Source organism: Tsukamurella sp. PLM1 (genome assembly GCF_023168325.1).
Classification (GTDB): Bacteria; Actinomycetota; Actinomycetes; order Mycobacteriales; family Mycobacteriaceae; genus Tsukamurella.
In genome coordinates, this window is record NZ_AP025688.1 from 3,900,136 (window position 1) to 3,915,351 (window position 15,216).

Consider the following 15,216-nt stretch of genomic DNA (forward strand, 5'->3'; position numbering starts at 1 on the left):
ATGCGGATCGACTATGCGCCGGAACAGCAGGAGCTGCGCGCCGAGCTGCGCGCGTACTTCGCCCAGCTGATGACGCCCGAGCGCCGCGAGGCGCTCCTCGGGCCGGGCGGCGAGTACGGCGACGGGGAGGTCTACAAGGAGATCACCCGCACCCTCGGCAAGGACGGGTGGCTCGCCATCGGCTGGCCCGAGGAGTTCGGCGGCCAGGCCCGGCCCATGCTCGACCAGCTGATCTTCACCGACGAGGCCGCCGTCGCCGGCGTGCCGGTCCCCTTCCTCACGGTGAACACCGTGGGCCCCGCCATCATGGCCGGCGGCACCGCGGAGCAGAAGGCCGAGCTCCTGCCCGGCATCGCCGCGGGCGAGACCCACTTCTCCATCGGCTACTCCGAGCCGGAGGCAGGCACCGACCTCGCCGCGCTGCGCACCCGCGCGGTCCGCGACGGCGACGACTTCGTCATCAACGGCCAGAAGATGTGGACCTCGCTCATCGAGTACGCGGACTACATCTGGCTCGCAGCGCGGACCGATCCCGAGGCGCAGCGGCACCGCGGGGTCTCGATCCTCGTCGTGCCCACCGACGTCGAGGGATTCTCCTGGACGAAGGTGCACACCGTCGCCGGCCCCGGCACCTCCGCCACCTACTACCAGGACGTCCGCGTCCCGGTCACCTCGGTCGTCGGCGATCTGCACGGCGGCTGGAAGCTCATCACCAGCCAGCTCAACCACGAGCGTGTCGCCCTGACCTCGGCCGCGCCCCTGCTCGATTCGGAGCGGCAGGTGCGGCACTGGGCGCAGAACACGAAGCTGGCCGACGGCACGCGGGTGATCGACGCCGAGTGGGTGCAGACCCACCTCGCCCGCGTCTACGCACACGCCCAGTACCTCAAGCTTCGGAACTGGAAGATCGCCTGGGCCGCCGACCACAGCGAGCTCGGCCCCGCCGACGCCTCCGCCACCAAGGTCTTCGGCACCGAATACGCCACCGAGGGATACCGGCTCCTGATGGAGGTGCTCGGCAGCGCGGGCATCGTCCGCGCGAAGTCGCCGGGCACGCTGCTGCGGGGCCGGATCGAGCGGCTCCACCGCAGCTCGCTGATCCTCACCTTCGGCGGCGGCACCAACGAGATCCAGCGCGACCTGATCGCGGGTGCGGGACTGCACCTGCCCGTGAGCCGCTGAGCGAAGGAGGCACCCATGGACTTCACCGTTCCCGAGGCACAGACCGACCTCGCCGCCCTCACCCGGCGCATCGCCGAGGACTGGTCCGCCAAGAATCCCAGCCCCGGCGATTCGGGCTTCTGCCGCGAGCTGTGGGCCGTGCTCGCCCGGTCCGGCGTTCTCGATGCCGCGCTGCCCGCGTCGGTCGGCGGCGGAGGCCTCGGCGTCACCGCGCACGCCGCGGTGCTCGCCGAGCTCGGACGCACCGTCGCCCCCGCGCCGTACCTCGACACCGTCCTCGTCGGCGCCGAGACCCTCGCCGCGTACGGCACGCCCGAGCAGATCGAGAAATGGCTCGTCCCCGTCCTGCGGGGAGAGGACACCATCGCGGTCGTCTTCGGCGACGAGCACACCGGTTTCACCGCGACGAACTCCACCGACGGGTGGCGGCTCAACGGCGCCCAGACCGCGGTCTCGTCCGCCGCCTTCGCCGATACCCTGCTCATCGAGGCGACCACGCCGGAGGGACCCGCACTGTTCGTGCTCCCCCGGGACGCCAAGGGCATCAGCATCACCCGGCAGCACGTGGTGAACGGCTCCGACGCCGCGCTCGTGGAGGCTGCCGCCGTACCGCTGCCGCGCGAAGCCCGGCTGGCCGGAGACGGCGCGCCCGCCCGCGCGCGCCGCCTGGCGACCATCGGCTGGTGCGCCCTGCAGGCCGGCATCACCGAGCGGGCCCTGGAAATGACCGCCGACTACGCCCGCACGCGCGAGCAGTTCGGCAAGCCGATCGGGAGCTTCCAGGCCGTCCGACAGCGCCTCGCCGACGCGTACATCGACGTCGAGGCCGTCCGCCTCACCGTGCTCGAAGCGGCCTGGCGCGAGTCCGTGGAACTCGACGCGGCCGCCGAGATCGCCACCGCCAAATTCTGGGCCGCCGAGGCCGGACACCGGGTGGCGCACACCACCGTCCACGTGCACGGCGGCATCGGCATCGACACCGATCACCCCACCCATCGCTATTTCGTGGCGGCCAAGCGCGCGGAGTTCGCGCTCGGCGGCGCGACGGCCCATCTCCGCGCCCTCGGCGCGACCCTCGCCGGAAGGAACCCCGCATGATCCGCAAGCCGTACAAGACCGCGACCACCGCGCTCGCGCCGAACGAGGCCGTCGATTACATCGTCATCGGTTCCGGCAGTGCGGGTTCCGTAGTGGCGGGCCGCCTCGCCGACACCGGCGCCACCGTCGCACTGCTCGAGGCCGGCCGCAACGACAACACCCGGCTCGCCCAGGTACCGGGGATGATCTCGATGGTGCACACGGTGCCGCAGCTCAAGGCCCGGGTCGCGTGGAAGCAGTACTCGGTCCCGCAGAAGTTCGCCAACGATCGCCGGATCCCGATGACGCGCGGCAAGATCCTCGGCGGCTCGAGTTCGATCAACGGCATGCTCTTCGTGCGCGGCAACCGCGCGAACTACGACTCGTGGGCCGCCGAGGGCGCGACCGGCTGGGACTACGAGGGGGTCCTCCCGGCATTCAAGCGGCTCGAGAACTGGGAGGACGGCGCGACCGACCTCCGCGGTACCGGCGGCCCCATCGAGGTCACGCGCCAGCAACACCTCACGGCGGCCACCCGGTCGTACATGCAGGCCCTCTCCTCCGCCCTGGACACGCCGGTCATCGAGGACTACAACGGCCCCTCCCAGGAGGGCGTCAGCGTCTTCCAGCAGAGCGCCTCGGGCGGAACGCGGTTCAGCTCCGCGCACGGCTACCTCCGCGGCGCGCGGCCGAACCTGCGCGTGCACGTGAACGCGCACGTCAAGCGGGTCGTGATCGAGAACGGCCGCGCCACGGGCGTCGAGGTGCTCGACGGGAACTCCGTCACCACCATCCGCGCGAATCGCGAGGTCATCGTCTCCGGCGGCGTCATCGGCACCCCCCAGATCCTCATGCTGTCCGGCATCGGCCCGGGCGCGCACTTGCGGGAGAAGGGGATCGACGTCCACGCAGACCTCCCTGTGGGGCAGAACCTGCACGATCATCTCTTCGTCCCGCTGACCTTCCTGATGAAGGACGCGGTGCACAAGGGCACTCCTGCTTACTTCGCGAAGGGCCTGGCGAAGGAGTGGCGTAGCCCCGGTGAGAGTTTCATGGCGAACACGGTTTTCGACGCCGCCGCCTTCGTGCGCACGTCGTACGCGAAGGACATCCCCGACCTGCAGATCCACTGCCTGCCGTGGAACTACCCGACGCCCAACCAGGACGCCGACAAGCTGCACATGGTGGACCCCCGCCCGGGCCTGACGATCCTGCCCACGCTGATCTACCCGCAGAGCCGCGGCGAGCTGCGCCTCAATTCGGCGGATCCGTTGGAGCAGCCTCTGATCGACCCCGGATACCTCTCCGATCCGCAGGACACCGAGGTCCTCATGGAGGGCATCGGCATGATCCGCGAGGTCATGCGCCACCCGTCGGTCGCACCGATGGTCAGCGAGGAGTTCACCCCCGGCGCCGCCTACATGGACGACGCCGCGCTGCGTCGCGAGCTCCCGAACCGGGTGCACTCGGTGTACCACCCGGTGGGCACCTGCCGGATGGGCACCGACGAGCGTGCCGTCGTCGACCCGGAGCTCAAGGTCATCGGCGTCGAGGGCCTGCGCGTCGCGGACGCCTCGATCATGCCGTCGATCACGGGTGGCAACACCAACGCGCCGTCGTACATGATCGGCGAGATGTGCGCGCGGTTCCTCGGCGCCTGACATGACGGCTCCGCTCCCTACGGTCGCCGACCTGCTCCGCGCGCGCGCCGACGATCCCGGCGCGGGCCTGCGGGCCGGCGACCGGACGTGGAGCTGGGCGGAGCACGTCGCGGCGTCCGCGGTCCGCGCGTCCGTCCTGCGGGAGCTGCTGCCCGACGCCGCCGGAGGCGGCAACGGTGGCGGAGCTGCGCCCCGACACGTCGGCGTGCTCGCCGACAACGTCCCCGAGTTCTCACTGCTGCTCGGCGCCGCGGCGCTCTCGGGGGCGGTCGTCGTGGGGCTCAATCCCACCCGCCGCGGCGAGGCCCTCGCCCGGGACGCCGCGCTCGCCGACTGCGGGGTCGTGCTCACGCAGGGCAGGCACGCGGCGCTGGTCGACGGCCTCGACCTCGGCGTACCCGTGATCGACCTCGACGGTCCGCGGTGGGCCGCGCTCCTCGGCGCACACGCGGGCGCCCCGCTCCCGAGTGCCGAGGTGACCGCGGACAGCCTGCTCGCCCTCGTCTTCACCTCCGGCACCAGCGGCGAACCGAAGGCCGTGCGGGCCACGCACGGCAAGTTCACCAGCGCGGGAATCATGCTGGCGCAGCGGTTCGGCCTCAGCGGCGCCGACACCGCGTACATCGCGATGCCCCTCTTCCACTCGAACGCGCTGCTCGCGGGCTGGGCGGTTGCGCTCGCCGCCGGGGCGACGATCGCTCTCGCCGAACGCTTCTCGGCCTCACGCTTCCTCGGTGACGTGCGGCGGTACGGCGCCACCTACGCGAACTACGTGGGCACGCCCCTGTCGTACATCCTCGCCACCGAGGAACGCCCGGACGACGCCGACAATTCCCTGCGTGTCCTGTACGGCAACGAGGGCCGCGCCGACGACATCGCCGCCTTCTCCCGGCGCTTCGGCTGCCACGTCCAGGACGGCTACGGCTCGTCGGAGAACGGCGTCGCCATCGCCCGCACCCCGGACACCCCGTCCGGCGCGCTCGGCCCCCTGCCCGACGGTGTCGCCGTCTGGAGGCCCGGCACGGCGATCGAGTGCCCGCGTGCCGAGACCGCCCCGGACGGCACCCTGCTCAACGCCGACGAGGCGATCGGCGAACTGGTGAACACCGCCGGCACCGGCGGATTCTCCGGCTACTACAACGATCCCGCCGCCGACGCCGCGCGCGCGGACGGCGGCGTCTACCGCACGGGCGACCTGGCGTACGTCGACGAAGCGGGTTACGTCCACTTCGCCGGCCGCACCGGCGACTGGATGCGGGTGGGCGGGGAGAACCTGGGCGTTGCACCGATCGAGCGGGCGCTGCTGCGCCATCCCGCCGTCGCGGATGCCGCGGTCTACGGTTGCCGGATCGCGTCGGCGATCAGGTGGCGGCGGCGCTCGTCCTCGCGCCCGGCGCGGAGCTCGACCCCGCGGAGCTCGCCGCCTTCCTGCGCGCGCAGCCGGATCTCGGCCCACGACAGCACCCGCGCCGCTGGCGGATCGTGGACGAGCTTCCGCGCACCCCGTCGTTCAAGGTGCTCCGCCGCGCTCTCGCCGCGGACGGGATCGACGCCACCGCACCGCTACCCGGGTAGGCGCGCGCACGGCGTCGATCGTGTCCGCCTCGCCCGCGGTCTTGTCGGGCCGGTAGCGGAGCACGCGGGCGAAGCGCAGCGCGACGCCGCCGGGGTACCGGCGCGAGACCTGCACCCCGTCGAGCTCGATCTCGACCACGATCTCCGGCCGCAGGTACACCGTGTGCTCGTCCCGATCACGCTCGTGCAGCGGGAATTCGTCCGTCTGCCACCGCAGCAGCGCGTCCGTGAGCCCCTTGAAGGTCTTGCCCACCATGACGGGATCGCCGCCGTCCGGGTCGCGGGCGCCGAGGTGCAGGTTCGACAGCATCCCGGTGCGCCGGCCGTAGCCCCACTCCGCGCCCAGCACCACCAGGTCGAGCGTGTGGGTCTGCTTGACCTTCTGCCACGCGCGGCCGCGGCGGCCCGCGGCGTAGGGCGAGGCGAGCGCCTTGACCATGACGCCCTCGTGCCCCGCGGCGAGGGCGGCCTCGTAGTGGGCGGCGGCCTCGTCCGGGGCGGGCCGGGCCAGCGCGGGGATGCGCAGCCCGCCCGCCACCGACTGCAACGCGTCGAGCCGGACCGACAGCGGCTCGTCCAGCAGGTCGCGGCCGTCGAGATGCAGGCAGTCGAAGAAGTACGGCCGCAGCACCGTCTCGCCGGACTCCGACGATCCGAACCGGCTCATCGTCTCCTGGAAGGGCCGAGGCCGGCCGGCATCGGTCAGGGCCAGCGACTCCCCGTCGAGTACGACGGACCGGCACGGGAGTTCCCGTGCCAGCGCGACGATCTCGGGCACGGCGTCGGTGATGTCGCGGAGCGTGCGGGTGTAGACGCGCACCTCGTCGCCGAGCCGGTGGACCTGGATCCGGGCGCCGTCCAGCTTGAACTCGACGCTCACCTCCGGTCCCAGGTCGGCCAGCGCGGCGGCGACACCGTCCGCCGGCGAGGCGAGCATCGGCGAGACGCCGCGCAACACCTCGAGGACGAAGCCGGCGAGCTCCTCAGCGCCGCCGCGCAGGGCCGCGGCGGCGGTGTCGGGCAGCGATCCGGAGAGCATGGCCGCGCGGCGCACCGTCTCCAGCGGCACCTCCGCGGCGCGCGCCACCGCATCGGTCACCACGCCCGCGAGGGCACCCTGGCGCAGCTCGCCGGTGATGAGCCCGACGAGGAACCGCTGTTCCGCCGCTGTCGCGCGCCCGAACAGCCCGGTGAGGACGGCGTCCCGTCGGGCGACGGACCCGGCGCCCGACGTCCCGGCCAGCTCGTCGAGTGCGGCGGTGACCTCGTCCACCGTCAGGGACGGCTCCGTGGCGGGTTCGAGAGCGTCGACGGTCCGCGCGACGGTGCGCCATCCGGCGCCGAGGCGGCCCTGCAGCAACTCCCCCGACAGCCAGGCGACGACGGGGCGCACGTCCCCGGCCCGGCGGCGCGGATCACCGCGGCGAGCGCGGCGACCTTCGCGGTGCGCGATCGCGTGCCCGCGACCTCGGCGGAGAGGGCGACGACCTCGGCGAACAACACGTGCCGATTGTCGCGCACGGGTCCGACAGGTTCAGCGGATGCGCAGCTTGCGCATCCAGCGCAGCACCTGCTTGGTCTGCTGGGCGTACTGCTCGTAACTCTGCCCCGGGCGCGGGTTGTACACCTGCTGCTTCAAGGTCGCGAGGTTGGTGGTGTCCGTGTACTTGAGCAGACCCGCGTCGCCGTGGCGCACGCCCACGCCCGAGGCCTTCCAGCCACCCGACGGGGTGCCCTTGCTCGCGAAGGACGCGGCGAAGCCGTCGTTGACGTTGACATTGCCCGCCTCGAGCTGCGCGCCGATCCGCGCGGCGCGGCGCAGGTCCTTGCCCCACACGCTGGCGTTGAGGCCGTAGCGGGTGTCGTTGGCGAGGCGGATCGCCTCGTCGTCGCTCGAGTACCGGAACAGCGCGACGACGGGCCCGAAGGTCTCCGCGGACGCGAGGTGCATGTCCGGGGTGACGCCGGTGAGGACCGTCGGCGCGTAGAAGGCGGGGCCGACGTCGGTCCGCTCCCGCCCGCCGCACAACACCGTGGCGCCCTTCGCCCGCGCGTCCTCGACGTGCGCGGAGACCCGGCGTAGCTGGTCGGGCGAGGCCAGCGAGCCCATGTCCGGCTCGAAGTCGTAGGTCGCGCCCAGCTTGAGGGCGCCCGCGGCGGCGACGAAACGTCGCGAGAACTCGTCGTAGATCCTCTCGTGCACGTACATCCGCTCGATGTGCATGCACGCCTGGCCGGCGTTGGCGAAGACCGCGAAGATCGCCGACGGGATCGCCTCGTCGAGGTCCACGTCGTCGAGCACGATCATCGGGTTCTTGCCGCCGAGCTCGAGGCTGCACCCGATGAGGTTGCGCCCGGCCCGCTCGCCGACGGTGACGCCCGTGGCGCTGGAACCGGTGAACATGACGAAGTCCGACTCGTCGATGAGGGCGGGGCCGACGTCCGGCCCCTGCCCGCAGACCACCTGGAACAGGCCGTCCGGCGCGCCGGCGCGGCGCAGCAGCTCGACGCCGTAGAGCGCGGCGAGCGCGGTCTTGTTGTCGGGCTTGAGCACCACGCCGTTGCCGGCGATGAGGGCCGGGATCGCGTCGGAGAGGGCCATCGCGAAGGGGAAGTTCCACGGCGCGATCACGCCGATGACGCCCTTGGGGCGGTGCAGCTCCACCGAGTTGCTCACCACGGGGACGGGCCGCCGCGGCGGCGCGAGCGGAGCAGCTTGGGGGCGGACTTGAGGTAGTGGCTGATCACCATCGGGACGTCGCAGGACTCCTCGAAGGCCATCCGCCGGTTCTTGCCGGTGCCGCTCTGGATGAGATCCACGAGCAGCTCGTTGTTCTCGAGGATCAGCTCGTGCAGGCGCCGGAAGACGGCAAGGCGCTCCTCGAGGGGCCGCTGCGCCCACTGCCGCTGGACCTCCCGGGCGGTGGCGAAGGCCGCGACCACGTCGCTCGGGGTGGACTGCGGGAGCGCGCCGATGGCGGCGCCGGTGAACACCTCGCTCATCGTGAACGGTTCGCGACTGCCGTCGGCCACCACCAGTGCGGTGAGGCGCTCGATCAGCTCGTCGGTGACGCGCGCGGGCAGGGTGCTGTCGATCTGCGTGGGCGAAGCCATACCGAACTGTAACCCAAACCCTAGAACTTGTTCTAGATTCGAGGAATGGTCAACGATCTCAATCTGGGCATCAACCTCGGCTACTGGACCCGTGGGCCGGAGGACCACACCGCAGCGGTGGTCGCCGCCGACGAGCTCGGCTACGACTACGTCTTCACCGCCGAGGCATACGGTTCCGACGCCTTCTCGACGCTGGCCTGGTACGGATCCCGAACGAAGCGGATCAAACTCGGCACCGCCGTCGCGCAGATCCCCGCGCGCACACCCACCGCGACCGCGATGCACGCCCTGACGATCGACGGGCTGTCCGGCGGCCGCATGGTGCTCGGCCTCGGCGCGTCCGGGCCGCAGGTCGCCGAGGGCTGGTACGGGAATCCGTTCCCCAAACCGCTCGCCCGGACCCGCGAGTACGTCGACATCGTGCGCCAGGTGATCGCCCGGGAGGAGCCGGTCACCAGCGCCGGCCCGCACTACCCGCTACCGCTGCCGGGCGGCACGGGACTGGGCAAACCGCTCAAGTCCATCGCCCTGCCCGTGCGGCCGCGGATCCCGATCTTCCTCGGCGCGGAGGGGCCGAAGAACGTCGCGCTGTCGACCGAGATCGCCGACGGCTGGCTGCCCCTGTTCGTCGACCCGCAGCAGGTCGAGTCGGTCTTCGGCGCGTCCCTGGCCGGTCGATCCGCGGACTTCGAGATCGCCGCGACGGTCTCGGTGATCGTCTCCGACGACCTCGACGCGGCGCTGACGCAGGCGAAGATCCCGCTGGCCTTCTACATCGGCGGGATGGGCCACAAGTCCACGAACTTCCACCTCGACCTCATCGGCCGGCTCGGCTTCGCCGACGCCGCGGTCGCCGTGCAGGAGAAGTTCCTCGCGGGCGACCGCGCGGGCGCCATCGCCGCCGTCCCCGACGAGCTCGCCGACTCCATCGCCCTGCTCGGGCCGATCGACCGGATCTCCGAACGCCTCGCGCTGTGGCGGGACTCCCGTCACGACGGTGCTGTTCAGCGGCGTCCGCGACGAGCCCACATTGCGCGCCCTGGCCGAGGCCGCCCGGAATTGACCCTGGCGCTGAGGGCCCCGGTGTGCGATCGACACCGGGGCCGCGAGTTTCGCGGAGATCGTCCTAGAGGTGCGCCGCGGTGCTGCCGCTGACGGGCATCGCAGGCATACCGAGCTTGCGGTGGTCCCAGGAGCGCACGCGCTCGCCGCGCAGGCGCACGGCGACCCGCTTCTTCATCATCTCGTCGATGGCGGGCTTGAGCTCGTCGGAGTACGGGCCGAAGTAGCGCTCGTAGACCTGCTCGCAGACCGCGCGCACCGTCGCCTCGCCCTCGACGATCTCGGCGGTGCCCTCGACGGTGACGCCGCGGAGCTGGTCGTACGACTGGCCGGCCTCGATCGACGCGCTCATGACGGGGTTGCGGCGCAGGTTCACAACCTTCTGCGACTTGGCCTTGGTCTCGATCCACAGGTCGCCGTCGATCACGGCGTACCACATGGCGACGAGGTGCGGCGCCCGCTCGCGCCCAGGGTGGCGATGGTGGCGGTGCGGCTGCGCTCGAGGAAGTCCTCGATCTCCGCCTCGGTCATCTGGATCTGGCCGCGCTGATTGGTTCCCATGGGATCAGCGTGCCAGGTTCAGTCGGTCAACGGCATCCTCGAACTCACCGACCAGCTCGGCCATGATCTCGGCGACCGGGCGAACCGCGTTCATCCGGCCCACGATCTGGCCGACCGGCATCGCGACGACCGAGGGATCACCCGAGGCATGGATGCGGCTGTGCGCCTCCCCCACCAGTAGGTTCTGCAGGGCATGGGCAGGGCCGACGGTGCCCCCGGCTGCTCCCAGGCGTCCGTCCAGCGGGTCTTGAGCAGGCGGGCGGGCTTGCCCGAGAAGATCCGGGTGCGCACCGTGTCGGCGCTCGTCGCCGCGACGAGGGCGTCCTGCATGGTCTGCGACTTCGTGTGCGTCTCGAGGTACTCGGTGGTGGTGAGCCAGTACGAGCCCATCCACACGCCCTCGGCGCCGAGGGTCAGGGCCGCGGCGATCTGCCGGCCGGAGCCGATACCGCCCGCGGCGACGACGGTCGCGTCGTCGCCCACCTCGTCGACGATCTCCGGCAGCAGCACCATCGAGCCGATCTCCCCGGTGTGGCCGCCCGCCTCGTAGCCCTGCGCGATGACGATGTCGACGCCGTTGTCGACGTGCGAACGGGCGTGCTTGGCGCGACCTGCCAGCGCGGCGACCTTGACGCCGTGCTCGTGCGCGGCGTCGATGACGTCCTTCGGCGGCGAGCCGAGGGCGTTGGCGATCAACGAGATCCGGTGCTTGAGTGCGACGTCGACGTGCGATCGGGCCACCGAGTGCAGCCAGCCGAGCACCCCCGCGCCGGCGGCACCGTCGGGCAGCTCCGGCACCCCGAGCTCCCGCAGGGTGCGCTCCACGAATGCGCGGTGCTCGGCGGGGATGAGCTCGGTGAGATCGCCCGCGCTGCCCTCGGTGGGCACCTTGTTGGGCATGACGATGTCGACGCCGTAGGGCCGGCCGTCGGTGTTGACGTCCATCCAGTCGAGGACGGCGTCGAGCTCGTCGGGGTCGTTGAAGCGGACGCAGCCGAGAACGCCGAGACCGCCGGACCTGGAGACCGCCGCGGCCACGTGCTCCGACGGGGTGAACGCGATGACCGGGTACTGGGTGCCCAGGTCGTCGCACAGGGGTGTGCGCATGAATCCTCCTGAAGACTTCTTTCCTCCAAACTAGAACCTGTTACTGTTCCTGGGAAGCGGATTCCCGCATTTGCCGATCCTCGTTTCGGCGAGGTCCTCGAACCAGGAGCTTTCGCCATGACCGATGACGCCCCGCACGCGATCGTCGAGCAGCGCGGCCACACGCTGCTCATCACCATGAACCGGCCGGAGCGCAAGAACGCGCTCACCGGCGAGATGCTGCAGATCCTCAGCGACGCCTGGGATCGCATCGACGCCGACCCCGGGATCCGCAGCGCCGTGCTCACCGGCGCGGGCGGCGCCTTCTGCGCCGGCGCGGACCTGAAGAACATGGCGAAGTCGAGCCCGGGCGAGGCGATGAAGGAGGGCAGCGCCTTCGACCCGGCCCGGATCCCCGGCCTCATCAAGGGCCGCCGCCCCGGAAAGCCGCTCATCGCCGCGGTCGAGGGCGCCGCCATCGCCGGCGGCACGGAGATCCTGCAGGGCACCGACATCCGCGTCGCCGGCGAGAGCGCGAAGTTCGGCGTCTCCGAGGCGAAGTGGAGCCTTTACCCGATGGGCGGCTCCGCCGTCCGCCTGCCCCGGCAGATCCCGTACACCGTCGCGGCGGACCTCCTGCTCACGGGCCGGCACATCACCGCCGCCGAGGCTAAGGAGTACGGATTGATCGGGCACGTCGTGCCCGACGGCGGAGCGCTGGACAAGGCCCTCGAACTGGCCGAGCTCATCAACGCGAACGGCCCCCTCGCCGTGCAGGCGATGCTGCGCACCATGCGCGCGACCGAGGGCATGCACGAGGAGGAGGCCTTCGCGATCGACGCGAAGGAGGGCCTGCCCGTCTTCCTCTCCCGCGACGCCAAGGAGGGCCCGCGCGCCTTCGCCGAGAAGCGCACCCCGGTCTTCGAAGGCCGCTGACCCGATTGAACGATGTTTTGGAGATTCTGACCTGCCTCGGGTCCAAGGGCTAGCGCAACACCTGAGGTAGATGGGGTGTTGTCTGGTGGGAAGGCCGAAGAGCCCGGCGGAGCGGGAGCGTCCGTTCTGGGATCAGATCCGCAGCGGTAAGACTGTCGCGGGCGGCCGCTGCTGCGGCCGTGTCGGAGAGGCTGGCAAGCCGGTGGTTCAACGATCGTGGAGGAATGAAGCCCGCGATCAGAACCTGTGAGCCGTCGTACCGAAGGCTTGATTTTGCCGAGCGGGAGGAGATTGCCCTGCTCAGGGCCGATCGGCTGACGGTGCGTGCGATCGCTGACCGGTTGGGACGCTCGCCGAGCACGATCAGCCGGGAGCTGCGCCGTGCGGGAACGTTCATCCACGGTCGGACGGTCAACGGTCGGCGGTATGAGTATGAGCGGGAGCGGCGGTATCGGGCGAGCACAGCGCAGGCCGCGGCCGATGCCGCAGCCTGCAGGACGGCACCGGGGAAGTTGGCCTCGAACCCTCGGCTGCAGCAGGTGGTGCAACAGTGGCTCAAAGACGACTTCAGCCCGGAGCAGATCTCGAACCGGCTGCGGGTGGAGTTCCCCGACGACCCGGAGATGCGTGTGTCCGACGAGACGATCTACAAGGCCCTCTACGTTCAGGGGCGCGGCGAGCTGCGCCGCGAGCTGACCACGCATCTGCGCACCGGGAGGAAGCTTCGTAAGCCGCAGCGCAGCAACACCGTCCGGAATCGGATACCGAACATGGTCAACATCAGCGAACGCCCGAAAGACGTGGAGGACCGGGCGATCCCCGGCGACTGGGAAGGCGATCTGATCCTCGGATCGACCGCCTCCGGGTCGGCGATCGGCACCCTCGTCGAACGAGCGACCGGGTTCGTCATGCTGCTGCACCTGCCCGGCGACCACACCGCCGAATCGGTCGCTGCGGCGCTTGATCGACAAGATCGGAGAACTACCCGAACAGCTTCAACGTTCCCTGACCTGGGATCAAGGCATCGAGATGACCAAGCACGAACTGGTCACCGCCGCGACCGGGATCGATATCTACTTCTGCGATCCACGCTCACCGTGGCAACGCGGCAGCAACGAGAACACCAACGGGCTTCTCCGTCAGTACTTCCCCAAAGGCACCGACCTGTCACAGTGGGGCCCGGGCTACCTCGACCTCGTCGCCGCCCAACTCAACCGCCGGCCCCGCAAGCGCCTCGACTGGCACACACCAGCCGAAGCACTCGACCGACTACTATCCGAACAAGCAGCGTAGAGCCGTGTTGCGCTAGCCCCTTGGATTCGCCGCAGGTCGCGTTCGCCAGAACATCGTTCAATCGGGTGATCAGGCGTACTGGGCGCGGAGGGCCTTCTTGTCCGGCTTGCCGAGGGGGCTGACGGGGATGGACTCGACGAGGTCGACGGTCTTGGGGGTGTAGACGGCTCCCTTGCGGTCACGCACCAGGTCGCGCAGCTCTTCGACGTCGACGGTCGTGCCGGCGCGCGGGACCACGACGGCTTTCACCGCCTCGCCCCACTTCTCGTCGGGCACGCCGATCACCGCGACGGACGCGACGGACGGGTGCGTCGAGATCACGTCCTCGACCTCTCGCGGGAAGACGTTGAAGCCGCCCGTGACCACCATGTCCTTCTTCCGGTCGACGATGTACAGGTAGCCCTCGTCGTCGAACCGGCCCACGTCGCCGGTGTGCAGCCAGCCGTGCTCTGTGGCCTCGGCGGTCTGCTCCGGCTTGTTCAGGTATCCCTGCATCACCAGGGGGCCACGCACGCAGATCTCCCCGGCGCACCGGGTTCGACGGTGCGCCCGGCATCGTCGAGCAGGGCGACGTTCACCCACGGGACCGGCTTGCCGCAGCTCGCGAGTCGCTCCGGCTTCGACGGGTCGTGGTCGCCGCGGCGCAGCACGGAGATGGTCATGGGGCACTCGGCCTGACCGTAGAACTGGAAGAACACCGGGCCGATCCGCTCGATCGCCTCGGTCAGCCGGGTCGGCGAGATCGCGGACGCGCCGTAGAACACCGTCTCCAGGCTGGAGAGGTCGTAGTCGTCGAACTTCGGGTGATCGAGCAGCGCGTAGATCATGGTCGGCACCAGCATGGTCGCGGTGATCCGGTACTTCTCGATCGCCGCGAGCACGGCCTCCGGCTCGAACCGGGGCAGTACGACCATCGAGCCACCGGACATCGATGTCGGGTTCCAGAAGGCTCCGCCGGCGTGGCTGAGCGGCGCGCACACGAGGAACCGGATCTCCTCCGGCCATTCCCATTCCGTCCGCTGGATGCGAAGCAGCGCCGCGCCGCCGGAGTAGCTGAGCATGACGCCCTTGCTCTTGCCGGTGGTGCCGCCGGTGTACGCCAGGCTCGCGGTCGACGACGGGGCAGCCGTGTGCGCGGCGAGCGGTCCGGGCTCGAATCCGGCTGCGACGGCGGTCAGGTCGACGCCCGCCGCCGTGGGCCCCAGGGAGAGCAGGGTTTTCAGCCCCGGCACCCGATCCCGCAGGTCCGCGGCGCGCTGCTCGTAGAGGCGCGGGTCATAGATGAGGGTCTCGATCCCCGCATCCTCCATGACGTAGACGTGGTCGTCGAGCGAGCCCATCGGGTGCAGCGCGGCGAAGCGGACACCGGTGATCAAGTTGGCGGACTGGGCGATCAGCACCTCGTGCCGGTTGCCCGAGAGCATCGCCACGGGGTTGCCCACGCCGAGCCCGACGGACGCGTACGCCTGCGCGTAGCGGCTGACCTCGTCGCGCACCTGCGCGTAGGTCAGCGCGGAGTCACCGTCGGGCCCCGTGACGTGGACGGCGACGCGGTCGGGGTAGGTGGCGAGGGAGCCGAGCAGGATGTCGCCGGCGAGCGGCTCGCGATGCAGATCGTCCATGGAACACCTCGTGGATCGTGGTGGGAACACCGGCGCGGGACGCGGTG

At 70.8% G+C, this 15,216-nt stretch carries 7 protein-coding genes and 6 pseudogenes; 7 read left to right on the plus strand and 6 right to left on the minus strand.

Annotated elements, in window-relative coordinates; all coding sequences use genetic code 11:
- The 4 genes and pseudogenes from MTP03_RS20050 (at position 1) to MTP03_RS20065 (ending at position 5,495) form a co-directional block, all read left to right on the plus strand.
- On the plus strand, positions 1–1,182 hold the full coding sequence (locus MTP03_RS20050; protein ID WP_248489689.1) for an acyl-CoA dehydrogenase family protein: 1,182 nt from the start codon (positions 1–3) through the stop codon (positions 1,180–1,182).
- A gap of 15 nt (positions 1,183–1,197) precedes the next feature.
- A complete protein-coding gene (locus tag MTP03_RS20055; RefSeq protein ID WP_248489690.1) occupies positions 1,198–2,280 on the plus strand; it encodes an acyl-CoA dehydrogenase family protein in 1,083 nt (360 codons plus the stop codon).
- Complete coding sequence (locus MTP03_RS20060) at positions 2,277–3,920, plus strand: GMC family oxidoreductase (protein WP_248489691.1); 1,644 nt, start codon at positions 2,277–2,279, stop codon at positions 3,918–3,920. The genes MTP03_RS20055 and MTP03_RS20060 overlap by 4 nt, the downstream gene beginning before the upstream one ends.
- 1 nt (position 3,921) lies before the next feature.
- A pseudogene (locus tag MTP03_RS20065) lies at positions 3,922–5,495 on the plus strand (AMP-binding protein).
- Here the strand turns inward: MTP03_RS20065 and MTP03_RS20070 are convergent.
- The 3 genes and pseudogenes from MTP03_RS20070 to MTP03_RS22945 all read right to left on the minus strand — a co-directional run bounded on the left by MTP03_RS20070 (position 5,431) and on the right by MTP03_RS22945 (position 8,609).
- A pseudogene (locus tag MTP03_RS20070) lies at positions 5,431–6,998 on the minus strand (ATP-dependent DNA ligase). The pseudogenes MTP03_RS20065 and MTP03_RS20070 sit on opposite strands and share 65 nt — an antisense overlap.
- A 31-nt stretch (positions 6,999–7,029) precedes the next feature.
- A complete protein-coding gene (locus MTP03_RS20075) occupies positions 7,030–8,172 on the minus strand; it encodes a succinic semialdehyde dehydrogenase (RefSeq protein ID WP_256465178.1) in 1,143 nt (380 codons plus the stop codon).
- Positions 8,169–8,609 carry an aldehyde dehydrogenase family protein gene (locus MTP03_RS22945; protein ID WP_256465179.1) on the minus strand — a complete coding sequence of 147 codons (441 nt, stop codon included), beginning with the start codon at positions 8,607–8,609 and terminating at the stop codon, positions 8,169–8,171. Before MTP03_RS22945 ends, MTP03_RS20075 begins: the two co-directional genes overlap by 4 nt.
- A 45-nt stretch (positions 8,610–8,654) precedes the next feature.
- Here MTP03_RS22945 and MTP03_RS20080 point away from each other — a divergent pair, with 45 nt between their 5' ends.
- Complete coding sequence (locus tag MTP03_RS20080) at positions 8,655–9,764, plus strand: LLM class F420-dependent oxidoreductase (protein ID WP_248489692.1); 1,110 nt, start codon at positions 8,655–8,657, stop codon at positions 9,762–9,764.
- On the opposite strand, the pseudogene MTP03_RS20085 reads toward MTP03_RS20080, so the two are convergent.
- Both MTP03_RS20085 and MTP03_RS20090 read right to left on the minus strand, forming a co-directional pair.
- A pseudogene (locus tag MTP03_RS20085) lies at positions 9,736–10,232 on the minus strand (pyridoxamine 5'-phosphate oxidase family protein). The gene MTP03_RS20080 and the pseudogene MTP03_RS20085 sit on opposite strands and share 29 nt — an antisense overlap.
- Before the next feature lie 4 nt (positions 10,233–10,236).
- Positions 10,237–11,339 (minus strand): annotated as a pseudogene (locus MTP03_RS20090) (NAD(P)H-dependent flavin oxidoreductase).
- 117 nt (positions 11,340–11,456) lie between these two features.
- On the opposite strand from MTP03_RS20090, the gene MTP03_RS20095 reads away from it, so the two are divergent.
- Positions 11,457–12,254 carry a crotonase/enoyl-CoA hydratase family protein gene (locus MTP03_RS20095; RefSeq protein WP_248489693.1) on the plus strand — a complete coding sequence of 266 codons (798 nt, stop codon included), beginning with the start codon at positions 11,457–11,459 and terminating at the stop codon, positions 12,252–12,254.
- Between the two features lie 70 nt (positions 12,255–12,324).
- Positions 12,325–13,547: pseudogene (locus MTP03_RS20100) on the plus strand (IS30 family transposase).
- A 69-nt stretch (positions 13,548–13,616) separates the two neighbouring features.
- Here MTP03_RS20100 and MTP03_RS20105 read toward each other — a convergent pair.
- Positions 13,617–15,169 (minus strand): annotated as a pseudogene (locus MTP03_RS20105) (AMP-binding protein).
- Positions 15,170–15,216 lie beyond the last annotated feature (47 nt).